The organism is Natrialba chahannaoensis JCM 10990, from assembly GCF_000337135.1.
In the GTDB taxonomy this organism is placed as follows: domain Archaea; phylum Halobacteriota; class Halobacteria; order Halobacteriales; family Natrialbaceae; genus Natrialba; species Natrialba chahannaoensis.
On sequence record NZ_AOIN01000046.1, the window covers coordinates 78,187 to 100,863 of the forward strand.

23 protein-coding genes and 1 pseudogene are annotated in these 22,677 nt (G+C 61.3%); 17 read left to right on the plus strand and 7 right to left on the minus strand.

What is annotated here, in order from left to right; genetic code table 11:
* The 5 genes from C482_RS07795 (at window position 1) to C482_RS07810 (ending at window position 3,988) form a co-directional block, all read left to right on the plus strand.
* Window positions 1-741 carry a tRNA-dihydrouridine synthase gene (locus tag C482_RS07795; RefSeq protein ID WP_006166986.1) on the plus strand — a complete coding sequence of 247 codons (741 nt, stop codon included), beginning with the start codon at window positions 1-3 and terminating at the stop codon, window positions 739-741.
* Between the two features lie 169 nt (window positions 742-910).
* A complete protein-coding gene (locus C482_RS07800) occupies window positions 911-1,234 on the plus strand; it encodes a hypothetical protein (protein WP_006166987.1) in 324 nt (107 codons plus the stop codon).
* Window positions 1,235-1,427: 193 nt separating this feature from the next.
* Window positions 1,428-1,556, plus strand: a complete 129-nt coding sequence (locus C482_RS22650) for a hypothetical protein (RefSeq protein ID WP_006166988.1) — start codon at window positions 1,428-1,430, stop codon at window positions 1,554-1,556.
* Between the two features lie 203 nt (window positions 1,557-1,759).
* The gene (locus tag C482_RS07805; protein WP_006166989.1) at window positions 1,760-2,410 is read left to right on the plus strand and encodes a helix-turn-helix domain-containing protein; all 651 of its coding nucleotides are present in this window, start codon (window positions 1,760-1,762) and stop codon (window positions 2,408-2,410) included.
* A 60-nt stretch (window positions 2,411-2,470) separates the two neighbouring features.
* Window positions 2,471-3,988 (plus strand): MATE family efflux transporter, encoded by a 1,518-nt coding sequence (locus C482_RS07810; RefSeq protein ID WP_006166990.1) that lies wholly within the window; start codon window positions 2,471-2,473, stop codon window positions 3,986-3,988.
* Window positions 3,989-4,141: 153 nt separating this feature from the next.
* Here the strand turns inward: C482_RS07810 and C482_RS07815 are convergent, their stop codons facing one another.
* Window positions 4,142-6,058: a DHH family phosphoesterase gene (locus tag C482_RS07815; RefSeq protein ID WP_006166991.1), complete on the minus strand. Its 1,917-nt coding sequence runs from the start codon at window positions 6,056-6,058 to the stop codon at window positions 4,142-4,144.
* 213 nt (window positions 6,059-6,271) lie between these two features.
* On the opposite strand from C482_RS07815, the gene C482_RS07820 reads away from it, so the two are divergent.
* From C482_RS07820 to C482_RS07830, 3 genes are all read left to right on the plus strand, one after another.
* On the plus strand, window positions 6,272-6,766 hold the full coding sequence (locus C482_RS07820) for a Mov34/MPN/PAD-1 family protein (protein ID WP_006166992.1): 495 nt from the start codon (window positions 6,272-6,274) through the stop codon (window positions 6,764-6,766).
* A gap of 185 nt (window positions 6,767-6,951) precedes the next feature.
* Window positions 6,952-7,401 carry an adenylyltransferase/cytidyltransferase family protein gene (locus C482_RS07825; protein WP_006166993.1) on the plus strand — a complete coding sequence of 150 codons (450 nt, stop codon included), beginning with the start codon at window positions 6,952-6,954 and terminating at the stop codon, window positions 7,399-7,401.
* Between the two features lie 287 nt (window positions 7,402-7,688).
* On the plus strand, window positions 7,689-9,062 hold the full coding sequence (locus C482_RS07830; RefSeq protein ID WP_006166994.1) for a YncE family protein: 1,374 nt from the start codon (window positions 7,689-7,691) through the stop codon (window positions 9,060-9,062).
* 395 nt (window positions 9,063-9,457) lie between these two features.
* On the opposite strand, the gene ilvD is transcribed toward C482_RS07830, so the two are convergent.
* Window positions 9,458-11,200 (minus strand): dihydroxy-acid dehydratase, encoded by a 1,743-nt coding sequence (gene ilvD / locus C482_RS07835; RefSeq protein ID WP_006166996.1) that lies wholly within the window; start codon window positions 11,198-11,200, stop codon window positions 9,458-9,460.
* 184 nt (window positions 11,201-11,384) lie between these two features.
* Between ilvD and C482_RS07840 the strand changes: the two genes are divergently transcribed.
* The 6 genes and pseudogenes from C482_RS07840 to C482_RS22305 all read left to right on the plus strand — a co-directional run.
* Entirely contained in the window at window positions 11,385-11,714 is a 330-nt protein-coding gene (locus tag C482_RS07840; RefSeq protein WP_006166997.1) for a hypothetical protein, read from the plus strand.
* A 179-nt stretch (window positions 11,715-11,893) separates the two neighbouring features.
* Window positions 11,894-12,931, plus strand: coding sequence for a beta-ribofuranosylaminobenzene 5'-phosphate synthase family protein (locus C482_RS07845; RefSeq protein ID WP_006166998.1), 1,038 nt, complete (start codon window positions 11,894-11,896; stop codon window positions 12,929-12,931).
* A gap of 70 nt (window positions 12,932-13,001) precedes the next feature.
* Window positions 13,002-13,679 carry a hypothetical protein gene (locus tag C482_RS07850; protein WP_049896561.1) on the plus strand — a complete coding sequence of 226 codons (678 nt, stop codon included), beginning with the start codon at window positions 13,002-13,004 and terminating at the stop codon, window positions 13,677-13,679.
* A 60-nt stretch (window positions 13,680-13,739) separates the two neighbouring features.
* Window positions 13,740-14,063, plus strand: coding sequence for a transcription factor S (locus tag C482_RS07855; protein ID WP_006167000.1), 324 nt, complete (start codon window positions 13,740-13,742; stop codon window positions 14,061-14,063).
* A gap of 132 nt (window positions 14,064-14,195) precedes the next feature.
* The gene (locus C482_RS07860; RefSeq protein ID WP_006167001.1) at window positions 14,196-15,860 is read left to right on the plus strand and encodes a Y-family DNA polymerase; all 1,665 of its coding nucleotides are present in this window, start codon (window positions 14,196-14,198) and stop codon (window positions 15,858-15,860) included.
* A 157-nt stretch (window positions 15,861-16,017) separates the two neighbouring features.
* Window positions 16,018-16,152: pseudogene (locus C482_RS22305) on the plus strand (DnaJ domain-containing protein); the annotation flags it as partial.
* Between the two features lie 77 nt (window positions 16,153-16,229).
* On the opposite strand, the gene C482_RS22310 reads toward C482_RS22305, so the two are convergent.
* The gene (locus C482_RS22310; protein WP_241431905.1) at window positions 16,230-16,835 is read right to left on the minus strand and encodes a hypothetical protein; all 606 of its coding nucleotides are present in this window, start codon (window positions 16,833-16,835) and stop codon (window positions 16,230-16,232) included.
* Between the two features lie 232 nt (window positions 16,836-17,067).
* On the opposite strand from C482_RS22310, the gene C482_RS22315 reads away from it, so the two are divergent.
* Complete coding sequence (locus tag C482_RS22315; protein WP_241431906.1) at window positions 17,068-17,679, plus strand: molecular chaperone DnaJ; 612 nt, start codon at window positions 17,068-17,070, stop codon at window positions 17,677-17,679.
* A 45-nt stretch (window positions 17,680-17,724) separates the two neighbouring features.
* On the opposite strand, the gene C482_RS07880 is transcribed toward C482_RS22315, so the two are convergent.
* The 3 genes from C482_RS07880 to C482_RS21480 form a co-directional block, all read right to left on the minus strand.
* Window positions 17,725-18,390 (minus strand): uracil-DNA glycosylase family protein, encoded by a 666-nt coding sequence (locus C482_RS07880; protein WP_006167005.1) that lies wholly within the window; start codon window positions 18,388-18,390, stop codon window positions 17,725-17,727.
* A gap of 197 nt (window positions 18,391-18,587) precedes the next feature.
* Window positions 18,588-19,514 (minus strand): helix-turn-helix domain-containing protein, encoded by a 927-nt coding sequence (locus C482_RS07885; RefSeq protein ID WP_006167006.1) that lies wholly within the window; start codon window positions 19,512-19,514, stop codon window positions 18,588-18,590.
* Window positions 19,515-19,678: 164 nt separating this feature from the next.
* Complete coding sequence (locus C482_RS21480; protein WP_161605592.1) at window positions 19,679-19,855, minus strand: hypothetical protein; 177 nt, start codon at window positions 19,853-19,855, stop codon at window positions 19,679-19,681.
* 2 nt (window positions 19,856-19,857) lie between these two features.
* Between C482_RS21480 and C482_RS07890 the strand changes: the two genes are divergently transcribed.
* Window positions 19,858-20,349, plus strand: coding sequence for a metal-dependent hydrolase (locus C482_RS07890; protein ID WP_006167007.1), 492 nt, complete (start codon window positions 19,858-19,860; stop codon window positions 20,347-20,349).
* 100 nt (window positions 20,350-20,449) lie between these two features.
* On the opposite strand, the gene C482_RS07895 is transcribed toward C482_RS07890, so the two are convergent.
* Window positions 20,450-21,301 (minus strand): COX15/CtaA family protein, encoded by an 852-nt coding sequence (locus tag C482_RS07895; protein ID WP_006167008.1) that lies wholly within the window; start codon window positions 21,299-21,301, stop codon window positions 20,450-20,452.
* A 150-nt stretch (window positions 21,302-21,451) separates the two neighbouring features.
* Here C482_RS07895 and C482_RS07900 point away from each other — a divergent pair, with 150 nt between their 5' ends.
* The gene (locus C482_RS07900; protein WP_006167009.1) at window positions 21,452-22,630 is read left to right on the plus strand and encodes a M24 family metallopeptidase; all 1,179 of its coding nucleotides are present in this window, start codon (window positions 21,452-21,454) and stop codon (window positions 22,628-22,630) included.
* The last annotated feature ends 47 nt before the right edge of the window (window positions 22,631-22,677 follow it).

Consider the following 22,677-nt stretch of genomic DNA (forward strand, 5'->3'; position numbering starts at 1 on the left):
ATGTTTTCCCCACCGATCGCCCTCGCCAGTTTGAGCGGCGAATCTGACGCCGAGTGGGCTCGCGCCGGTGCCGACTACGCCGGTTGTGCCTTTCTCGGCGGGATCGCCATCGACGACCGGTCGAGAGCCGCCGCGCGCGAACTCGTCGCCCGCGACCGAACTGAGTTCCTGCCCGACGATCCCCTTGCGTTCGTGGATCGCCAGCTTCAGGCACTCGAACTCGAGTCCACCTCAATTCAGCCAGCGGTCAACGTCCGCAGCGCGACCCAAGAGCCGATTCGCGAGGCGGCCCGACTCTGTGACGACCACGATGCCTTTCTCGAGATTAACGCCCACTGTCGGCAAGACGAGTTGTGCGCGGTCGGCTGCGGCGAGACGCTGTTGGCCGACAGCGAACGCCTTGCGAGCTACGTCGAAACAGCGGCTGACACCGGCACAACCATCGGTGTGAAGGTTCGCGCTGAGGTTCCCGGTGTCGAGTTGCCCGCGCTAGCTGGGGTACTCGAGTCCGCCGGCGCGTCGTTCGTCCACGTCGACGCGATGGATACGGAGTCGGTTATCGCCGAGATTGCGGACGCAACGGATCTCTTTGTGATTGCGAACAACGGCGTTCGAGACGCGGAGACAGTGCGGGAGTACGTCGAGTACGGTGCGGATGCCGTGAGTGTGGGCCGGCCAAGCGACAATCCAGTTGTACTCGAGCGGGTTCACGATGCGGTCGTGGCGCAGTTAGAGTCGTGACGGAACTCGGATCTATCGCAGGTGAGCGCACCATCTCGTCTCCACGTCTGTTCTACCTCGCCTGTGTTTTGTCTTGCCTGTATTCTGTCCTGGCTGTGTTCTATCGTATCACCCACACCCACAGCGAAACCACGAAAGGACTTTCCAGCAGGCACGCTTCCACCCCGCTATGAGTCTCGACGAACTCTCAGAGGAGATGCAGGAATCGTACAGCGATGTTGGTGAGGAACTCACCGTTTCGCTCGATCGCGAGACGCGAAACGAACTCGCCATGCTTGAGACGGCACTCGAGCCGGAGGAGACAGACGAACTCGTCCGACGGGCAATCCACATGCTCTTTCAGTCGACCGTTGAGACGGGGACGATGGACTTCCATCTGCGCTCGGGCTTTGACGTAACCTACGACGAGTACCTCACGGGAATGACGTTCGACGAGATGACGGGTGCGAATCAGTATCCGACGATGGACGACGAGCGCCGGTACCAGTTCTGACGGCTGTCGCTCTTCGATCGTTCACAGGTCACACGTTCGTTTGTGTTTGCTGTTTCGAGTAGTACTGTTGGCGTGTCGTTCCACTTTGACCAAGAAACGGGTGGGAGTGACTATCGTATGTCTTATAATGTCAACTTATTCTTAGATCTGGATAATAGGTGCGCTTATTGGCCTCGACCACCCGGCTGTAGACATGGCTATCAGTCAAAACGCAACCGAAACGACGTACCGCTGTCCAGCGTGTGCGGGCGACCTCGCCGTCCGATACGACTCCTTTGAGTGTACGGACTGTGGGTTCACGCCACGTCACGGTTCGGACTAACTCGTCGTCTCACAGTACTCGTATCGACACCCGACCATCTTTCAAATCGTGTCACGGGTGAGGCTGCGATTTTCGTCTGCAAAACGCCCGCAGGTTGTTTTGTGTTGCACGCCAAAACCGAGAGAGCAGTTACAATCGGCTAGTCAACGCTCAGTGACGATCGAGTACAAGACTGTTAGTTAGTGGGCGCACATGCAGTATACATGGGGCTGACTGCTGAATTTCGGCTATTCTCAGAATCCGACCCGTTGATTCAACTCGCCCGTGCGGTACCGGAGTGTACGCTCACCGTCGAACACGACGAGCAGACCGCCGCCGGACCGATCGTGTTCGTTCTCCGCGCTGTTTGTCGATCGTTCGAGACGTTCGAGGCAGCCCTCGAAAATGAACCCGCGGTTCTGGAATTCACGACCATCAGCGACGAAAATTCGGTGCGTGTCTATCACACGGTTTTTGAGGATCGGTATCCCGAGGAGATGGATGAACTGCTATTCAACAAGACGCTTGTCGAACGATGGTGGGTGACGAGCGACGGGGAACATCTCAAACAGCAGTTCGCCGATCGTGACGAACTCGCCGCCTATCGTGATAGTTGCCGGAAGATGGGTATCGATTTCCGACTCGACCGGCTATACGAGTCGAGCGGCGACGACGATCGTATCCCTGGTGTCTCCGAGAAGCAACACGAAGCACTTCGTGCAGCCTATGAGGCGGGCTACTTCGATGTCCCTCGACAGGCATCGCTCAGGGACGTTGCTGACTCGCTCGATATCTCCCGATCAGCGCTTGCCGAACGACTCCACCGTGGTCAGGCCCACGTTCTTGAACACTATCTTTCAGACAACCCTATTTAAAAGCCGGACTATGTGGGTCTCCAGTGATCTGCGTCCGTCCCCTCCGTTCAGGTATACCCGATGGACGAATCAACGACGAATGAACCCATCTCACAAGATCTCACGACAACGGGTACTCCCTCACAGAGTCAATCGATTAACGTAACCGATGGCCAGTTGTTCAAGCCGCTGTTAGTCCTCTCGGCACCGATCGTTCTCGCAGAGGGGCTCGATATCGTCTACTTCCTGGTTGACCTCTACTGGATTGGTCATCTCGGAACCAATGCGGTGACAGCGATGTCCTACTCGTGGCCGATCGTCTACCTCGGAATGAGTATCGGACTCGGGGTGGTAACGGCGGGGACAGTCCTCGTTGCACGGCACAAAGGTGGAGGTCGATTACGCGCGATTCAATCAGTAGCCGGGGGAACCATCTCGTTCGTAACGGCCCTTTCTCTCGTGCTCGCGATCATTGGATACATCCTCACACCGTGGTTGCTCACGCTCGTCGGTGCAACTCCCGGTACGGAGCCATACATCCAGGCCGTCGGATACACGCGCATCACGTTCCTCGGTCTGGTCCCCATGTTCTGGTTCTTCGTCTTCAACGCACTCTCTCGCGGATGGGGAGATACGAAAACCCCGCTCAAACTGATGGGGGTCAGCGCGTTCGTCAACATCCTCATCGATCCGTTCGTGATTCACGGATTCTCGGCGAATCCGCTCTTCGAGTGGGCCGGACTCCACTCGCTTGAGCACTCGCTGTACGCCTGGACCGGGTTCGCCGGCTACGGCATCGAGGGTGCTGCAATCGCAACGATCTTTGCCCGATCGATTGCCGCTGCACTCGGCTTGTATATCCTCTTCTCCGGCCGAATCGGATTCGAGCTGACACTGGCGTCTCTGCGACCACGTCGTTCGACACTCGTCGAGATCGTCACGATCGCATCTCCTACCGCAGTCGAGATGGGTGCTCGCGCAGGCGGTGTCGCGATCCTGACGGCAGTTCTTGCGATCGAAGGAGACGCTGCCGTCGCGGCGTACGGTATCTCTGAGTACCTCGTCGGAATCCTGTTCGTCATCTCGCTCGGCCTTGCGCGCGGGGTAGAGACGACCGTCGGACAGAATCTTGGTGCCGGCCAGCAACTCCGTGCCAAACACGCGGTATACCTCTCTGCGGGAATGGCTGGCGTCCTGTTCGTCTGCATCGTCGCCGCTGCCTACCCGTTCGCCGAATCCATCGTGAGCGTGTTCCTGGGCGTCGAAGGTGGTGCCGTGGCTGCTGATGCAATTAGAGAGAACGGTGCCTCCTTTGTCCGTATCGTCGGACCAGCACTGGTCTTCTTCGCCGTGTTTCAGGTCACTCTTGGCGCGTTTCGCGGAAGCGGAAACACGACACTCGCAATGCTACTGGCCACGCTAGAACTGTTCGTGTTCCGCATCCCGTTGAGTTACGCAGCACTCGCCTGGTTCGGAGCGGGTATCACTGGCGTGTGGTATGCGATTGCGCTGTCTTACATCATCTCGTCGGTAATCGCCGTCGTGTGGCTCGTCCGCGGGACGTGGATCCTGCCGTCCTCGCTGCCAACACAGCACTGACGCTATCATCCACAAATTCCTCCCCTATCAAAACGACTGACATCTCTGTGTCAGGTGTGACTGTGCAACTGTCGGAACGACGAAACGGCACAGGAATAGTACCAACCGCTGTCTCGGCTGCTCTCGAGTAGCGCGACCGCTGTACCCGCTCAGTCAGTCGTCGATCGGCGCTGCACTCGAGAGCGCCTCGTCAATCTCGGCCTCTTCCATCTTGTCGACCAGGGCGTCGATGACTTCCTCGCGCTTGCCCTTCACGAACTTGATCGAGCCGACGACAAGGTGGCCGCCGCCGGAGACGCCACCGCCCGGCACCTCCTCCTCGAGTTCGGAGACCATCTGCGGGATGTCGAGGCGAACGCCGTCGGAGCGGAGCACGGCGAAGTCAGGGCCGTAGCCGACCGTGATAACGGGGTCGCCGGTCTCTTCGATTTTCCGGTCGTGGATCTCGCCGGTCGTTTTGCCCGGTGCGGGGTAGGTAAAGCGATGGGCGTAGTTCTCGACGTCGATTCGATAGAGATGAGCGCCATTGTCCAGGTCCTCGTGTTCGAGGTGGGCCATCGCGGCGTCGAGTTGCTCGTCGACCTCCTCGCCGGCACGGTCGGCGAAGAACGAGACGAGGTCGCGGTGGCGCTCCTCCTCGTCGCTGTCGATTTGGAGCAGGTCCTGAATGAGCTGGTCGCCGGAGTTGTAGCGCAGCCAGAAGGCCGCGTAGTCTAACGCCTCACTCACGTCCTGCAGTCGATCCTCGTCGTAGCCTTCCTCAAGGGCGAGGTCGATGTAGTCGTCCATCGCGTCGGCCTTCGAGCGGTCCGAAATGCCGGCGACGGCGGGGACGTGGCGGAGTTCGTCCGTGATCTCCGGGAAGATCATCCGCGCGAGTTCGACACAGAGCATCCCCGTCGTGATTCGGTAGTCCTCGTCGTGGAGGTACGGATTGACGTGGGCGTCGAGCAAGCCACCGACAGCGTCCGGGTCAGGGTGGTGGTGATCCACCGCGACAATCGGGATGTCGTAGTGTGCCAGCGTCTCGTAGGCAGGCACGTCCTCGGCCGTCGAGCCGTTGTCCAGCATGAGCAAGAGGGGAAGCTGCTGGCCGTGTTTCTCGCGGTCCTCGAGTGCGAAGTTCAGGTCGCGCGTCGCGTCCTCCATCTCGTAGAACGGGGCCTTGGCGGGCAGGCGCTTGATGAGGTGCTGTGGCGCGTTGTCGTCCTCGTGCACCTCAGCGATGAAGCGCTCGAGTGCGATCTGGACCGGCACTGCGGCACACATCCCGTCGCCGTCCGCGTGGTGGCGAACGCGAATCGGGCGGCCCTCGAGTACCGTCCGGCGCAACAGGGTGGCGACCTCCCGCAGGTCCTCACGCAGCTTTTCGAACGCGGGCCAGTCGATCAGTGGCTCAACGTCGTGTGGTTCGGCGCGCGCTTCGAGTGCGCTCTCGAGTCGCTCGCGGGCTTCGTCAGCGGTCTCGCCGTCGAGTTTCGAGAGCCCGTCGACTTCGATCTGGACGGAACCCTCGCGGTGTTCGGGCGTGCCGGTGACGCGGACGATGTCGCCGACCTCGACGGATGGGTACGCGCGGACGCCAGCCTCTTCGAAGGCGGCACAGGGGACGACGCCGGATTCGTCGGTGATGTGGAAGATCGTTGGGCCGCCGGTCTGTTTGACCTGTACGACCTCGCCTTCGAGGTGGACCTGTTCGCCGATGGTACCCTTGAGACGGTCGGTGCCGGTCAGGGTATAATCGTGGGTGACAGATTCAATCGTGGTGTCACTGTCATCAAGTTCGATCCCGGCTGGCTCGAACGCCATATCGCCGTTGTCGCGAACGGTTTCGAGTTCGACGACGAGCTCGTCGCCGACGGCGAAGGTGCCTTCGAGAACGGACTCGTGAACGAGTCCCGAGACGGATTCGGAGAGATCGACGAAGACGCCATAGTCGACGATACCGTTAATTTCAGCGAGGTAAGGTTGGTTCTGCTCGACATCCTCTGCGGTACAATCTGCATCGAGATCGTAGACGACGGAATCCCCGTCGTCTTCGCCGGGGACCCCGGCGGACTCACGTGTCATCTATGAGTGTTCGGTTAGTGATGACGGCGTATAACCCTTGTCAAGAAGGGATGACAGCCGTCGATCCGAAAACTGCGGGCAGTAGCGGTGGTGCTGGAGTGACGACTCCGTTGGTGCGGGGAAAGACGGGGTTGGGCCGCTGAAACACGGTGAGCACACCATCGCCACGCGACCATCGGAACGTTTAGCAACCGCACCCTCCGATGATGGTGTATGGGGCTGCTCGACGCGCTGTTTCGCTCGAACGAAATCCTCGGCATCGCCGAGGAGACACTCGAGTTCGCGATCGAATCCTCGGAGGCCTCTCATCCCAACGAGTACATGGGCTTTCTACGAGGCACCGAGGCGACGCAGCTGGGACTTGAGCAAGACGGCCTCGTCATCACGGACGTGCTGGTGGTGCCGGGGACGGAGGCAAACAGCGTGAGCGCGACGGTCAAGACGAGCCAGATTCCGAACGACGTGAAGGCACTCGGCAGCGTTCACTCCCATCCGAACGGCGTGATCAGACCGAGCAGCGCGGATCTGGAGACGTTCGGGCGGGGGAGCGTGCACATCATTATCGGCGCACCGTACCGACAGAGCGACTGGAAGGCGTTCGACTCACAGGGCAAGCGGACGACCCTGAACGTGATCGACGTTGACCTGCCCGAGAGCGAGGACTTCTTCGATTTCACGCAAGCGGATATCGACGAGGAACTGTACTGAGATGGCGAACTGTGTGAGCGTGAGATGGACATTGAGACAGACACAGACACAGACACAGACACAGACACCGAACCCGAACGTGAGACCGACACTGGTATCCATACGATGATCCAGCAGACGAGCACGAAGCGCCAGCGACAACCGCGACGACCCTCGATTTCGAGGACGGAACTGAGGACGAATCTATGACGAACGACAACCCACGAACGGTGATCGCCCAGGGAACCTTTGATCTGTTACACCCTGGCCACGTTCACTATCTCGAGGAGGCTGCCACGATGGGCGACGAACTGTACGTGATCGTCGCTCGCAAGTCGAATGTTGATCACAAGGAAGCGCCCATCTGTTCGGCCTCACAGCGACGGGATGTCGTCGACGCGCTCGAAGTCGTCGACGAAGCCATTCTCGGCCACGAGGAGGATATCTTCGCACCCATTGAACGGATTGACCCGGACGTGATCGCGCTTGGCCACGACCAGCACCACGACGGAGGGGCCATCGAGGACGAACTGGCGCGGCGTGGGATCGACTGTGTTGTTGAGCGTGCAAGCGGTTGCGAGTCGGCACGCGAGGACGAATTGCTGTCGACCCGATTGATAATCGACCAAATTCTTGAACGACGCGGGCAACCGTAGACCTCTGGATCAAATCTGTCTGGCCTCACGTTGACTCGGCTCCGTGTGCTGGCACAACCCTCACTCGGAGTGAGAAAACAGTCTGACTCAGACACGTGCAATAGTTGCCGTTGTCGACGACGAAGCTGCAAGCGAGCAGTGGTTTGACGCTCGAATGCGAGCGACCCCAAACGTACCTGCTCGAAGCCCCGTCAATTCTTTCCCCTATCTACCCAAAACAGCCATAATTGCCGGGTAGAGGCCCTGAATCCGCAAGTTTTTGAATGTGGAGTACACACGAAACGACTATGCAGACCGATCCAACTCGCAGGACGTTTCTGGCGGGCAGTGCGACTGCAGGAATCGTTGCAGTCGCCGGTTGTGCCAGTGACGGGGATGGCAACGGTGACGAGAACGGCGACGAAAACGGGGAGGCCGCGGCGTTCGACTACACTGTCGACGCCGAACTCGGGGAAGGAGACGGCTCCTACGAACTCTGGGCACTCGACCAGGGCCGCGACGACATCTTCACGTACGAACCAGCCCCGGAGGGTGACGACGAGTTCGCACTGACGAACCACATCAACCTGAACGAACTCGAAGGCCTCCCGGAGGAGGGCATCGTTCCGCACATGATCGACTTCAGTTCGGACTACGAGTACGCCGCCATCGCCTGTACGGCCGGCGCGCGGACGCTCGTCTTCCGAACCGAGGACCACGAACTCGTCGCCGACATCGACACCGGCGAGGGATCGCACATGGCTGCGTTCTCTCCCGCAGACGAGTACATCCACGTCGACGCGATTGGCGAGGGTGCGATCGTTCGCGTCGAATCCGACCTCGACAGCGAAGAGTTCGAGGTCGTCGACGAGATCGTCGTCCTGGAGGACGACATCGTACAGGACGCCGGTATCGAGAGCGGTTCGCCGATCTGTCACCAGTACGCCCACGACGGGCGCTCGCTGCACACGCTCGGACCGAGCTACCACGACGGAGCGCTCGTAATCGTCGACCACGAGGAGTTCACCGTCGATAGGGCGATTTCCGGTGACACGCTGCCGACGAACTGTGGCACGATGCCACACCCGACCGAGGAGAAGTTCTATCTCACTGCTGGCCTGCCATCGAGCGACAGCGACGGTGTCGGTGACTACTACGTCTACGACACCGCCGAGGACGAGGTTATCGTCGATGGCGAGTCGACCGAGGGAATCGACGCACACGGCTTCTGGTTCACGCCGGATGGCGAGGAGCTGTGGGTGCTGAACCGCGAGACCAACGACGGTGTCATCGTCGATCCCGAGACCGACGAGGTTAAAGAGACGATCGACGCCTACGGTCCCGCTCAGGACGACGATCCTGGAGAGAGTGACGCACCGGACATTATGTGGACCTCGCCCGACGGCGAGTACATGTTCGTCAGCCTTCGCGGTCCCGCTCCGCTCTCTGGCGACCCACACGCTGCAACCGGTGTGACGCCTGGCGTCTCGGTTATCAGCGTCGAGGACCGCGAACACGTCGACGTTCTCGAGCCGTTCCCAATTTCGGAGTTCGACGACGAGCACGTCGAACTCGCTCAGGACGACGAGGAAGAGGGCCCACGAACGCCTGATTTCCACGGTCTCGGTGTTCGCCCGATCGAGCAGTTCGATACCGCGATTTCGAACTCGCCGCCGTTCTAACGCGAGCGCAGATAGTTCCACGGCTCACCGACCCGTGGTCGTTTACGACGAGAACACACCATTTTCGGTTGCTGGAGGTCGTTGCAACCACGGAGTGACCGCTCCTTAGTGTACGTAGTTCGCAACTGATCGTTGAGTCACAGGAAAGTGTGAGTCGAACTCAGTTGAGTCGAACAGTCGGTGGCGGTAACCGAAGCGAATCAACTGTGTGACCAGTTTTGACGAAGTGCTCGATCGCCTGCTTCGAAACCTCGGCTTCGGTCCGTCCGTCAGAGGTACTGCACTGCCACTCACACTCCAGACAGTACTTGTGCATCTACATCGTCGTCCGTTGTACCACTAAGAAAGTCTCGTGCAGGAAATAGAAGGCGTGAACGAGAGGGTCGGTGCCCCGATCAGTAGCCGCCTGACTCGGAATCGCGAGTGACGCCAGGGTTCGTCACCGCGCCGTTCGACGCGGAGTCGAAGTCGCGGCCGTACTTCGCCAGCACGCCACTATCGTACGTCGGCGCAGGCTGATCCCACTCTTCGCGGCGGGCAGCGAGTTCGGCGTCGTCGAGGTCGACCTTGAGGTCCCGTTCTGGAATATCGACCGTGATCTCGTCGCCATCCTCCAGGAGTCCAATGGGGCCGCCGACGAACGCCTCGGGGGCAACGTGGCCGATCATCGGTCCGCGGGTGCCACCGGAGAAGCGGCCGTCCGTGATGAGCGCCACGTCGTCCTCGTGTCCCGCACCGACGACCGCGGCGGTGACACCGAGCATCTCGCGCATCCCAGGGCCACCCTTCGGGCCTTCGTTACGGATGACAATTACATCGCCGCTCTCGATGTGACCCTCCTGAACGTACTGCATGGCAGCTTCCTCGTCCTCGAAGACACGGGCCGGTCCCTGATGATAGAACTCGTCGTCACCAGTGACCTTGAGCACCGCGCCGTCGCGTGCGAGGTTGCCAGAGAGAATCTTGATCGCGCCCTCGTCTTCCTTGGGGTCGTCGACGGTGTAGAGGAAGTCCGCCTCGAGTTCGTCGTCTGCTGGCAGATCGAGACGCTCAAGTTCCTCTGCCACAGTCCGGCCAGTGACGGTCATCGCATCGCCGTGATAGAGATCGGACTCGAGTAGGCGACGGATGACGATCGGGACGCCGCCGATCTCGTGGAGGTCGTTCATGACACGGTCGCCGCCGGGCGCGAGGTCTGCGATCTTCGGCGTGCGCCGGGAGATTTCGTCGAAGTCCTCAATCTCGAGGTCGACGCCGGCCTCGCGGGCGAGTGCGAGCAGGTGAAGCACGCCGTTGGTCGAGCCGCCGATCGCGGTCTGGAGTGCGATGGCGTTCTCGAAGGACTTGCGGGTGAGGATGTCGGAGGGACGCCGATTCTCCTCGACGACTTCAACGGCGAGTTCACCGGCGCGGCGGGCGACCTCGTAGCGTTCCTCGTCTTCTGCGGGCGGAGACGCACTGCCAAGCGGTGCGAGGCCGAGCGCTTCGGAGATGGAGGCCATCGTGTTCGCAGTGAACATGCCGCCACAGGAGCCCGCACCGGGGCAGGCGCTGCGCTCTAAGTCGTCGAGTTCCTCGGCGTCCATCTCGCCGGTGCCGTACGCGCCGACGCCCTCGAAGACGCTGACGATGGTCACGTCCCGACCCTCGTGCTGGCCCGGCATGATCGAACCGCCGTAGAGGAAGACCGAGGGGAGATCCGTCCGGATCGCGGCCATCATCATCCCGGGCAGGTTCTTGTCACAGCCCGCGACGGTGACGAGACCGTCGATCCGCTCGCCGAACGTCACGAGTTCGACGCTGTCAGCGATGAGTTCCCGCGAGATGAGCGAGGCCTTCATCCCCTCGGTTCCCATCGAAATCGCGTCCGAGATGGTGATCGTCCCGAACTCGATCGGCATCCCGCCGGCTTCGTCCGCGCCCTCGAGTGCGGACTCGGCGACATCGTCGAGGTGAACGTTACAGGGAGTGATGTCGGCCGCCGGGTTCGGCACGCCGATCATCGGTGAGGAGAGGTCCTCGTCGTCGAAGCCCATCGCGCGGAACATCGCTCGGTGGGGTGCCTTCTCCGCCCCTTCGGTGACCTCGCGGCTCCGGAGGCGCTCGTCTTTGCCGTAGTCGAACTCGTCGCTGCTCATGCTCGGTCCTTGCGTCGGGAGACCATAAGTCACCGTTTGTCGGTTGTTCTTTCCATGGGCTGAGTGGACCGGTCGCAGGGGTGTCACCATACGGACACACTCTGTCCAACTCGCGTGATGTTCACAGATTCTTACCGATTCTGGAGGAAGAAAGTTTATACCCTCCCATTTATCTCATCGAAGCATGGCACGCGACGATCCGGTACAACAGGATTCGGACGCACAATCAGCCAACCAACTCCCCAATCTCGTGACGATCGTTGGTCGCGGGGTTCCCTCGATGTTCGAAATCGCTGTCGACGGCGAGATCGAAATGGTCGCAGACGATCCCGTTTCCGAGGGCGTCGTGGTTTCTGAGAAGGTTGCAGAGGGAACGATTGATGTGGGTGTCCAGCGGTTCCGGTTCGCCGGCGAGATGGCGAACGTCCACGTGGTCGACTGGAACGGTGTTCCCGCTCCGGAATCAGCGAGCACGCCGACGGTCCACGTCGACTACGGCGCACCGAGTCGGTAATCGCTGCGTGTAACGCCCCTATTCTGCGGTCTGCTGCCTACAGTCTACTGCGTACTGTCTGCCCTCTACTACCTACTCTCTCCTGTCTTCCACCACCTCTCTGTTGTCTCACAGCAACTGTCGTCAGGCGTTGCCAGCGTCGAAACCTCCTTTCCAAGACCGACCAATAGTGCGTACACATGCCGAACGCGAGCGACCCGAGCACTGGGCACCCCTCACAGGCCGACAGAGAACACGCCGTCACTGTCAGCGCCGGCGCTCGTCTCCACGTCGGCTTCCAGAACCTCTCGCTCGCTCGCGAACGACTTTACGGCGGTATCGGTATCGGTCTCGAAACCCCCCAAGTAACCGTCACAGCAACCCGTGCCGACGAACTCGTCGCCGACGATTCGCTCGTACGCGAGTACGCCGAACGGGCTCTCGGCGTCCTCGACGTTCCCGGCGTCGAGATCGGACTCGAGAAGCCGCTACCACGACACGTCGGCCTCGGGAGCGGGACCCAGATCGCGCTTTCGGTGCTTGCAGCGACGGCCCACGCCTACGACCTGAATCCGAAGGTCAGGGCGAACGCGCCCGCACTGGGTCGGGGCGGCCGCAGCGGCGTCGGCGTCGCCACCTTCGAGAACGGTGGCTTCGTCGTCGACGCAGGCCACCCGACGAATCGCTTTACGACCGCGCCACCCGAAGAGGGCGACTGGACAGTCCCGCCCGTCGTCGCCCGCCACGACCTCCCCGAGGACTGGCGCTTTCTTGTCGTCGTCCCCGACGCAGACCCTGGCCGCAGCGGCGAGAACGAGGATGCCAGTATGCGCACCGTCGTCGAACGCGCCGACCCTGCCATCGCGGACGAACTCGCCGGCGTCGTCACCCGAAAATTGCTCCCCGCCGCGGCCGCGGACCGACTCGAGGCCTTCGGCGAAGCCATCCGCGAAATCGGCCGGAAGAACGGCGCGTGGTACGCTGACGCCCAGGGTGGTGTCTTCCGCCCACCCGCCGGTGAACTGGTGGAGGCACTCGAGTCCTGTCCGGTTCTCTCGGGGATCGGGCAGTCCTCGTGGGGGCCAGTGGTGTACGGCGTGACGGACCGCGGCCACGCCGAAGAAGCGGTCGCCGCGGCCGAGGATGCACTCGCAGAACGCGGGCTGTCTGGTGAAGTGCTCGTGTCGCGTGCGGCAACGAGCGGTGCAACGGTCGAGAAGCACCACCTGCGCCGATAGTGCCAGCCAACGCGACAGTCGTAGCGATTACGGAGACGGTTCGAAGCCGCTCCTGGGTTGAGGCCTCTCTATGCGTCGACGACGCTATCTTGCGGCGGGTCTGGGATTTGGGGGCATGGTACTGATGGGAAGCACACTGTACTCGAGTGCCAGTGCACGGCAGGATACCGACCAGACAGTGGAATCGGAGCCGATTACGTTCAGCGATGCTGGGTCGACAGTCACTGACGAGTTCGAACTCGAAGACGGCGTGACGATCGTCGAAAGTGTACACGACGGCGACTCGAACTTCATTGTGGATCTCGTTCCCACTACCGGCAATCGGGCAGAGTTGCTCGTCAATACGATCGGTGCGTACACCGGTGCGACGGGGCTCATCGCCGCAGCAGGACAGTACCTGCTGGATGTCGATGCGGATGGGAGCTGGGAGATCGAGATCCAGCAGCCACAGGCGACGGACGACGATGCTGAGTCGTTGCCCGCCTCGCTTGCGGGAGATACCCCAGACTGGGCAGGGCCGTTTCAGTTCGACGGGCTCGGCGAAGCGCGCGGTGTCCACGAGGGACAGGGGAACTTCATCGTCGAAATACTCCCCCAGGAGGAGTCGGTGTTCGGACTTACATTCCCCGAGCTCGTGTTCAACGAACTGGATCAGTTCGAGGGCGAGACGACGTTCTCGGTTGAGGGAATTGGTTACGTTACCGTCGATGCTGCTGGTCCTTGGGAGGTAGAGCTACTGTCGCGCTGACAGCGTCCCACATGAACGGTGACGACGTATTTTTTGCACAGCCGACCGTACAGTCGGGGTATGCAGTTCTGTGACGATTGCGGCTCGATGATGATGGCTGAGGACGACCGGATGGTCTGTACGAACTGTGGTGCCGCGAGTGAACGCGACCGCGACCGCGAAGACGAGTTCATCACGACCGAGTCCCAGACCGACGACGAGGTCATCGAGTCCGACGAGAACGCGAATTTCGAAGGCAAGCCGAAGGCGACCGATGTCGTCTGCGACGAGTGTGGGACACAGGAAGCCTGGTACACACTGAAGCAGACGGCCTCTGCCGACGAGCCACCGACGCGATTCTTCAAGTGTACAGAGTGTGGCCATCGCTGGCGGGGCTACAACTGAGTCAGGGCTGGGACCTCACCCAGCACCGCCAGCACCGCCAGCACCGGACGCAACGTTCACAACGTCCCTCCCCTACCGCTAGACGAACGCACTGGGACAGATCCAGGCACAACTCACACAAACACACAACCAATGTCCAACGGGCCACAACTACCCGGCGTCGAAACCGAGGACACCGTAGACCGTATCGTCCTCCACGTCGACGCGGATTGCTTCTACGCCGCCTGCGAGCGACTCCGCGAGCCCGACCTCCGCGGCGACCCCGTCGTCGTCGGCATGGGCTACGAACCCGGCGACACCGTCGGTGCCGTCGCCACCGCCAGCTACGAAGCCCGCGAGTTCGGCGTCGAAAGCGCCCAGGCAATCTCGTCCGCACTCGAGTCCCTGCCGCGGCGCGCCGCCCTTTCACCAGACACAGAAGACCACGATCCGGACCTGACTGAGGACGAGACCGGCTACTACCGCCCTGTCGATATGGACTTCTACGAGTCCATCGCAGCTGAGGTTCGGGAAATCCTCCACGACTGCGCGGACATCGTCCGCGAGGTGAGCATCGACGAGGCCTACCTCGATGTGACCGAGCGCACTGCCTGGGAGGTCGCGGACGGCTTCGCTCGGCACGTCAAGGATCGAATTCGGCGCGAGGTCGGTGTCGTCGTCAGTATTGGCGTCGCGCCAACGATGAGCGCCGCGAAGATCGCGAGCGACTTCGACAAGCCGGACGGATTGACCGTCGTCGAACCCGGTGAGGTGCGGGAGTTTCTCGCCCCGCTCGACGTCGAGTTGCTCCACGGCGTCGGTCCCGTGACGGCGCGCGAACTCCGAGAGATGGGACTCGAGACGGCCGCCGACGTGGCCGCGGCCGATCCTGATCCGTTGGTCGAGCGCTTCGGCGAGCGCGGTCAGGAACTCTACGATCGTGCCCGCGGCGAGGACGAGCGCCGCGTCGAACCGAAGGGTGACCCCAAGAGCTTTTCCCGCGAGTCGGCCTTCGCCGAGCCTGTTTCCGACCCGGAACCCAAATACGAGCAGATCGAGACCCTCGCGGCGGCCGTCGCCGACCGCGCCCAGCGCGAGGGTGCGCTGTACAGAACCGTGGGCGTCAAGGCCGTCCTGCCGCCGTTCGACGTTAACACCAGAGCCCGCTCGCTTCCCGGTCCGGTCGACGATCCTGACCTCGTCGAGCGGATTACCCGCGACCTGTTCACCGAGTTCGAGACAGAGCCGGTTCGCAAGTTGGGTGTTCGCGTGGCCAATCTCGAGTTCGCGACGGCAGACCAGACGAGTCTGGACGGCTGGGACGGCGCAGCGACAGCGTCCAGTGGGCCTGACAAAGAGACAGCGGATGTGGGGAAAGAGTATGAGGAAAAAGGAGTACTCGGGTCCAATTCAGACCCAGACCCAGACCCAGATTCAGAACCAGAACCAGAGCCAGAACCAGAACCAGAGTCCGACACGTGGCCGGAGCCGGAGTCTAGCACTGATCCGGAATCAGATTCCGAGACAGACGCCGTTGCCCTCTACGAGTTTGAAGCCGAGTCCGAACCCGAAACTGGATCCAACTCCGAAACCGAACCTGGTCCCGCTGTGAGTGCTACCGGACAGGAAACACTGACAGCGTTCACAGGCAGTCCCGAACACAATAGCGCCCCAAAAGACGCGACAACCACCGACGAGAGCGCATCCATCGAGAAGAGTGATGAAGTCAACGCTGAAACCACTCCGTCCGAAACTACGTCGGCTACAACAACTCCTCGGGTACCTGAGGGGCAAACGATACTAGCTGATTTCACGTAGCTCCCGCAAAGCAGTGTCACCAGCTACCCGTCTCGGTCACTCGGAAACCCGCTGTTCTCGCGCCAACCGACGTTCCAACTTGCTGGAACGACGAGAACACTGATATTATAACAGTTCCCGCACAACAGCAGCGTAGACAGTACGCTCTCGATCGTCAATGACTGAGGATTTCTACGACCTTCTCGAGCTTCCATCCGACGCCTCCCAAGAGGAGATCAAAGATGCCTACCGCGAGAAGGTCCGCGTCTACCATCCAGATCTGAACGATGACGACCGCGCGCAAGCGCAGTTCGTCGCCGTCAAGAAAGCCTACGAAATCCTCAGCGAACCGGTCGAGCGCCAGGCCTACGACCGCCTCGGACACAAAGACTACGTCGCCAAACGGACCAGTGGCATTCCCGACCCCGAAGTCTGGGCGAGTTCGGACGACGACTCGAGTACGAGTTCAAGTTCAAGTTCACGTTCACGCTCCAGTTCCAGAACCAGTTCGGACACGGGTTCAAGCTCGAGTAGCAGACGAACAACGAAGACAAAGACAAAAACGACATCTGGGCGTTCTTCCACGTCGACGTCACGGTCAACGAGTAAGAGTAAAAGCGGTGAAAGCGGGCAGAGCAGTAGCAGCCGAAACCGAACGACACGCGGTTCGTCCAGCTCCAGCCGAAACTCCCGCACCCAGTCCCGTCCTACCTCTAGTACAGACGCTAGGGGTGGCTCTGGCTCCAGTCGGAACTCGAGTTCGTCGTCGAGTTCTCGTTCCCGGTCCCGTTCCAGCACCAGTTCGTCCGGTTCCCGTTCCAACCCCAGTTCGAGTTCGAGTAGCAAGTCGTCCAGTTCACGCCGCCGTTCGAGTGGGTCGTCGGGATCGAACTCGAGTTCGCGTTCGTCATCGGGTTCCCGTTCGAATTCGCGTTCGCGTTCCAAAACGAAGGCAGAGGCGGCGTCGGCCAGCACCTCGAGTGGAACAGCGACCAACCGGAACTCGAGAACACGCACGCAACAGGGATCGGGGGCAGCTACTGGTGGGCGAAAGAGCGGAACAGCGAACAACACTGGCACTGCCGACTCGAGTACAGCTGCCGGTTCTCACGCCGACACTGGCTCCGACACCGACGACTCGAACACCCGCTTTGCCTGGCTCCGAACCAACCCCGTCGTCCGCTGGTGGCGTCGCCAGCGTTTCGGACTCGCCTTGCTCTGGCTCTCGGTGCTCGTCTATCTCGCCGGTCTCGCCGACTTCGCGCTCGGCAACGAGACGGGACTCGAGTTACTTCGCACAGAACTGGCTGCCGTCGGAACCGATCCCGCCGCGATCTGGGGGGTACTCGAGAGCGGACGGTACGGCATCGACACCGGCGCGGTGTTCGTCCAGCGCTCGGAGATCGTACCGCCGCCGGTCGCGCCGATGGAGTGGTACGCTGCGCTGGGCGGGTTCGTCGCGCTCGTACTCGGTGCGATACTTGCCGTCCGACTCGGTTGGCGAGAAGAGCCCTGGCGGCCGCTCTCGATCGACGAGACGATCCTGCTCGCAATCGCGCTCGGGATTTCGACAACGCTGTTCGGCGGGCCGCTGCTCGCCGGTGCGGTGTTGATGCCGTTCCTGTTTACCGTCATCCTCACGCACACGCGACGCGGGCCCGGCTGGACGCCGTCGTACGCGTACGTCCTCCCGGTATTGGCCCCGCTGTGTGGGTTTGCTGCCGGATCTGTAGGATACGCGACGCTACCGCTCGATCTGGTGTTGTTCGTCGTCCTGCCGCTGCTCGGGGCGCTCGGGCTCCCGTTGCGGGCGACGATCAGAAAGTACCTCGGTCGGTGAAAAGCTGTCGACAGACGCGATGAGACGGAACCAGCAGCAGTACGTCTACCCGATTCGCGTCGCCACGCCCTTCGTCTGCCGATAATCACTCGCCAGAATCCCACGTAGCGTCTCGAGAATCGCCTCGCGGTCGCCGTCATCCCACTCGGTTGGATTCCGAACCGGGACGACCATGAACCCGCGGCCGCGGAGTTCCGTCGCGTGGAGGTCGGCCATGTCCAGATCGATCCGGCGACGCTGGGTTGTGTACTCCCGGAGGACGTGATCCGTCGCCTGCTCGCCGACCGGCAGCAGAATGTGCGCGTTGATCGCCCGGAGTTCGGCATCGAAGTAGCGCTCGAGTTCCGCGTACTCGCTCACGGTCGGCTGGTGGCCGTCCGGGAGACTACACATGTGAACGTAGCTCAGATAGCAGTTCTCGAGTACAGGTCGGTCACGGGGACCGCTCGCGAAGTCGATTCTGGGGCCGCGAAGAACGTCCTGAATCGCGTTCCCGTTCGCGGTTTCGGTGAAGGGCACACCGGTTCGCTTGCCGCCGTGGACGCCGGGGTGATCGCCGATGACGTGGAAGTCAGCGTTGGCGTCACCGTAGCCGAAGACGGCGGTCCGTTCGTCGGGGCCGCTCCGGTCGAACGGTGGTCTGAGTCCGAACGGGTTACTCGTCCTGTCGGTGACGTTTTGCACGTTCGCCCGAAGGAGTGGCTGACCCATAACGGCCGCGGTTGTGGCACATTGTGTCTGTGTGGTCAGTTGGGGCTGTCTCTCCACTAGCGTTGTTCGTGCAGTAGACTATTTGGTGCAATTGCTTCTCCCCTTTCGGATTCACCGCTGTGATCTCATTTTGACCAGTTTCACCTACTGAACGATGGGGTATCGCTCGCTGTCTACTATCGGCCACGGTTCCGATCCTACTCGTTCGACGTGTTCGATCCGTTTGCCCCGTTCGACTGCAGTTCTGGACCCTCTCCACCACGTCCATCTGCAGTGTCGGACTCCGTCTCGTCTGCAACATCTTCGCCTTCAGCTGCAGGCGTCGACTCGTCGGTATACTCGTATTCGTACTGGTCCGCATCACCCTCATCCGATGGCATCCGTTGCATCCTGTCACCATCGACAGCTGTGTCTGCGTTCGCAGCGGCCATACTCGAGTACCCCGAGTCCGCATCTCCGTCTTCGGTATGGTGGGGATCGATAGCTAGTGTCGAGCCGATCAGCGTTGAGAGGCCGCGCCGGAGTCGCTGAGAGACTGCGGAGTCAGAGATACCGAGTTCGTGGCCGAGTTCGACGAGTGTCGTTCCTCGGGGAACGTCGAAGTACCCTGATTCGTAGGCGGCGACGATCAACTCCCGCTGGGCGGTCGTGAGACCGAATCGCTGGTCGTCGCTCGCGCCGACGGCCTCGTGGAGCTGGAGGAGTTCGATCGGGATTTCGCGGTCGACACAGGCAGTGTAGAACGCAGACAGGGAGTCGTAGGAGGGGAAGCGAAGCCGAAACGTCCACTGGTCAGCGGTTCCCATAGCGTTCGTTACGAGTGCGTCACTCTCCTGGATCGACGCGAGGATTCCGTTGACGGTCGTTGCCCATTCGATTTCGATGAGGGCCGTACCGTCGAACTCGTCGATGACCGAGACGCCGGACACCATCGACCGGGACTCGAGTGTCGTGACGATAGCGTCGGCGACGTCAACGGGGACCCAAAGGTAAGGGATCACCCCCTCACTCGTGGGAATCGTTGTTTCGATGGTGACAGTTGCATCGTCTGCACCGGCTGTATCCAGCACTGATCCGAGCGGAAACGCCGTTGCAGGGACGGCGACAGTAGCGATGACACTCATCTGTCGGCGGTGGTGCTGACAGCGGTCGGCTGGGGACGTGGACTCGAGTTCACGGGGGGCTCTTTTGGACGGATTCGCTCAGTTTTCCCTCGGCTATGCATACTAACTATCTTTGGTGATACATTCCCACGGACTTACAAGTAAGTCCTCGTTAGATATCGAAGTCATTTATCACTGTCTTCGTATTCGATCCAGTGGATCCATCTTGTTTTTATTATCGTTCCAACACCTATGCTGAACGGAACCATCGTTGCCTTTCTGACGACCCTCGAAACAGCCAGAGCGACCAGCCCCGCCCGCTTCGCGGAGGGTTTATCAGCAGCCGCTGCCTCTCTGGCCACAAATGTATCAGGTCGGCCACTACGGGGCTGCCCTACTGGTCTATGCGCCGCTTGGCACTGCCGTCGCCGTGGGAGGATACGAGGGGCTGGCACTCATCGGTGGGTTCGTCACTATCGCGCTCTCGACGCTCCCGGATTTCGATCAGCGAGTACCGATGCTCGAGCACCGTGGGCCGACGCACACGGTCGGCTTTGCGCTGCTCGTGGGAATCCTGGTCGCGGCGGCCGCTGCCGTGCTGGTCGGGCAGTCGGCACCCTTTGTCGGACTCGGGCTGATCGCCTTTGCGTTCGCCGTCGGCACGCTTGCGATTATTTCACACCTGTTTGCGGATGTTATCACGCCGATGGGGGTTCGACCGTTCTGGCCGCTTTCAGGTCGCCACTACACGCTCGACGTGACGCGGGCTGCGAACCCAATCGCGAATTACGTACTGTTCGGACTCGGTGTCGGTGCCGTCGTTTGTGCGGTAGGAATCGTGACGATGGTCGGGTGACGATTCTGGCCAGCAAGCACAGGCGTGACCCATGATATGGGACCACCGGGACCAGAGAGTAGAGCTCAGGAACTCGGTAACTGAGAAAAGAGCCGATCCGTTACTTGCGACTTCGATAAATCACGACGCCGAACGCGAGGAAGAGCACCCCGGCAAGGACGAGATAGAGCTGATCGAGTGCCGGATTGAGCGTCATTACTGCACGACGGCCAAGATAGGTCACAGCGAGCGTGAGGACGGTCGTCCCGGCGAGCAAACCGAGGAGTGTCTGATCCTCTTTTCGCCAGTTGGTTACCATGGTGGCAACGATGACGGATGCGAGCAGCGAGAGGGTGACGCCGTACTGGAGCAACTGTACGGTCGGAGAGTAGTCCGAAACAAGCCCCAGATCGGTCGGGCTAAGCGCGACGTGCAGCGGAACGGAGACAAGCCCGAGCGCTAGCACGGCGGGCACGTGGGAAGACCGAAGACGCGGTTTCCAGACGAGCGCGGTCGCGACGACGAACATCGCGAAGATGAGGATCGCAGTCCAGAAGTGTAGCGAGAGAATCTCCATCTCGTATCTCAAGACGGTCTCGCGGCCGAGATAGACCTGAATCGGCGTCAGGACCATTCCGAGTACGACCAGCGCTGCAACACGGCGGTCAATGTCAGGGCTGCGCCAGGCCGAGACGGCAGAGCCGATGATCGCAAAGCCAGCGAACATCGCAACGAAGCGATGGAACCACTCGTAAAAACTCGGCAGATTGGCGGGCAGCAGGTTGAACGGCCCGGCATCACACTGCGGCCAGTTCGCTTCACAGGCCAGTCCTGACCCGGTTGCCTTCGCGGCGATGCCGAGCAGGATCGTTCCGGCGACGAGCACGAGCGTCGTCGCGAGCAGGTGTGGCACACCGAACCTGGCGATCAGCGAGCGAAGTCCCCTATCGGCGGTTTGGCTGTCGGACGACACGAATACGCGGAGGTTAGGACCAGCCGTACTTACATTGCCCGAGTCCGCCTCAGTCAAAGGTCGCCGAACACGTACAGGAGTCACTCTCAGGACGGTGCCGTCGAATCAGTGGTCCGTCGGATTCAAGACGCCGCCACGCCAGCACCCGGCATGGACAAACGCGCGCGACTGGACGACTTCCTCGAGCGCAACGAACTCGAGTCGGTCTGGTTCGCCCGGCCGAACGCCTTCGCCTGGCTGACTGGCGGCAACAGTGTTGTCGACCGGGAGACGCCGACGGGCGTGGCCGTTGTCGGCTACGACGGCGACGACGTGCGAATCGTGACGACGAACAACGAAGCGAACCGAATCGAGGATGAGGAGCTACCGGACCTCGACGCAGACATCGTCTCCGTCGAGCAGTTCGGCTGGCACACCGATTCACTCGCCGAGGTGATCGCTGCCCGCGTCGGTGAGGACGAGCGCGCCGCTGCCGACGTGGACATACCTGGCCTTGAGCGAGTCGATCCGACGCCGCTCCGGCAGCCACTGACCGAACAGGATCGGGAACGCTACCGGCGACTCGGCCAGGAGACTGCCGCTGCCGTCGAATCCGTTTGCCGGGAGCTCCGGTCGGGAGACAGCGAACACGAGGTCGCTTCTGCCCTGCGAGTTGCGCTCTCAGCGCGGAATATCGAAGCTCCCGTCATCCTCGTCGGCGGTTCCGAGCGTGCACAGCGCTATCGCCATTATACGCCAACCGACGCCGAACTCGGCGACTACGCACTCGTCTCGGTGACGACCGAGCGGGCTGGCCTCCACGCGAGTTGTACCCGGACCGTCGCGTTCGACGCACCCGAGTGGCTGACCGAGCGCCACGAGGCCGCCGCACGCGTCGAGACAACCGCACTCGCCGCGACGCGGAACGCCGCTGAAACCGATGGCACGGCCGGTGACGTGTTCGGCGCGATTCAGGACGCCTACGATGAGGTCGACTATCCCGGTGAATGGAAAGAACATCACCAGGGCGGTGCTGCCGGCTTCTCCGGCCGCGAGTGGATCGCGACACCCGGCCACGAAGCGAGCGTCGTAGAGCCCATGGCCTACGCCTGGAACCCGATGATCCAGGGCGCGAAAAGCGAGGATACCGTGTTGCTCGCTGATGGCGAGTTTGAGGTACTGACGACAACCGATCGCTGGCCGACAACGACGGTGCAGGCCGCTGGGTCCGCTGGTGAGGCTGCGCTCGGGCACAAAAATGAAGACGAAGGTGAAAGTGAAAGCGAAAGCGAAGGCGAGTACAACCTCGAACTCGAAATCGAACGCCCAGCCATACTCGAGTTAGGCTGACTTCCCAACGAAGCGGTACCAAATCGTAGTCGCGGGAAGTGGCCGAA

Bases quoted from the DNA above. Each gene is read 5' to 3' on its own strand.
- C482_RS07795 (WP_006166986.1), top strand. From the start codon at position 1: ATGTTTTCCCCACCGATCGCCCTCGCCAGTTTGAGCGGCGAATCTGAC.
- C482_RS07800 (WP_006166987.1), top strand. From the start codon at position 911: ATGAGTCTCGACGAACTCTCAGAGGAGATGCAGGAATCGTACAGCGAT.
- C482_RS22650 (WP_006166988.1), top strand. From the start codon at position 1,428: ATGGCTATCAGTCAAAACGCAACCGAAACGACGTACCGCTGTCCAGCG.
- C482_RS07805 (WP_006166989.1), top strand. From the start codon at position 1,760: ATGGGGCTGACTGCTGAATTTCGGCTATTCTCAGAATCCGACCCGTTG.
- C482_RS07810 (WP_006166990.1), top strand. From the start codon at position 2,471: ATGGACGAATCAACGACGAATGAACCCATCTCACAAGATCTCACGACA.
- C482_RS07815 (WP_006166991.1), bottom strand. From the start codon at position 6,058: ATGACACGTGAGTCCGCCGGGGTCCCCGGCGAAGACGACGGGGATTCC.
- C482_RS07820 (WP_006166992.1), top strand. From the start codon at position 6,272: ATGGGGCTGCTCGACGCGCTGTTTCGCTCGAACGAAATCCTCGGCATC.
- C482_RS07825 (WP_006166993.1), top strand. From the start codon at position 6,952: ATGACGAACGACAACCCACGAACGGTGATCGCCCAGGGAACCTTTGAT.
- C482_RS07830 (WP_006166994.1), top strand. From the start codon at position 7,689: ATGCAGACCGATCCAACTCGCAGGACGTTTCTGGCGGGCAGTGCGACT.
- ilvD (WP_006166996.1), bottom strand. From the start codon at position 11,200: ATGAGCAGCGACGAGTTCGACTACGGCAAAGACGAGCGCCTCCGGAGC.
- C482_RS07840 (WP_006166997.1), top strand. From the start codon at position 11,385: ATGGCACGCGACGATCCGGTACAACAGGATTCGGACGCACAATCAGCC.
- C482_RS07845 (WP_006166998.1), top strand. From the start codon at position 11,894: ATGCCGAACGCGAGCGACCCGAGCACTGGGCACCCCTCACAGGCCGAC.
- C482_RS07850 (WP_049896561.1), top strand. From the start codon at position 13,002: ATGCGTCGACGACGCTATCTTGCGGCGGGTCTGGGATTTGGGGGCATG.
- C482_RS07855 (WP_006167000.1), top strand. From the start codon at position 13,740: ATGCAGTTCTGTGACGATTGCGGCTCGATGATGATGGCTGAGGACGAC.
- C482_RS07860 (WP_006167001.1), top strand. From the start codon at position 14,196: ATGTCCAACGGGCCACAACTACCCGGCGTCGAAACCGAGGACACCGTA.
- C482_RS07880 (WP_006167005.1), bottom strand. From the start codon at position 18,390: ATGGGTCAGCCACTCCTTCGGGCGAACGTGCAAAACGTCACCGACAGG.
- C482_RS07885 (WP_006167006.1), bottom strand. From the start codon at position 19,514: ATGAGTGTCATCGCTACTGTCGCCGTCCCTGCAACGGCGTTTCCGCTC.
- C482_RS07890 (WP_006167007.1), top strand. From the start codon at position 19,858: ATGTATCAGGTCGGCCACTACGGGGCTGCCCTACTGGTCTATGCGCCG.
- C482_RS07900 (WP_006167009.1), top strand. From the start codon at position 21,452: ATGGACAAACGCGCGCGACTGGACGACTTCCTCGAGCGCAACGAACTC.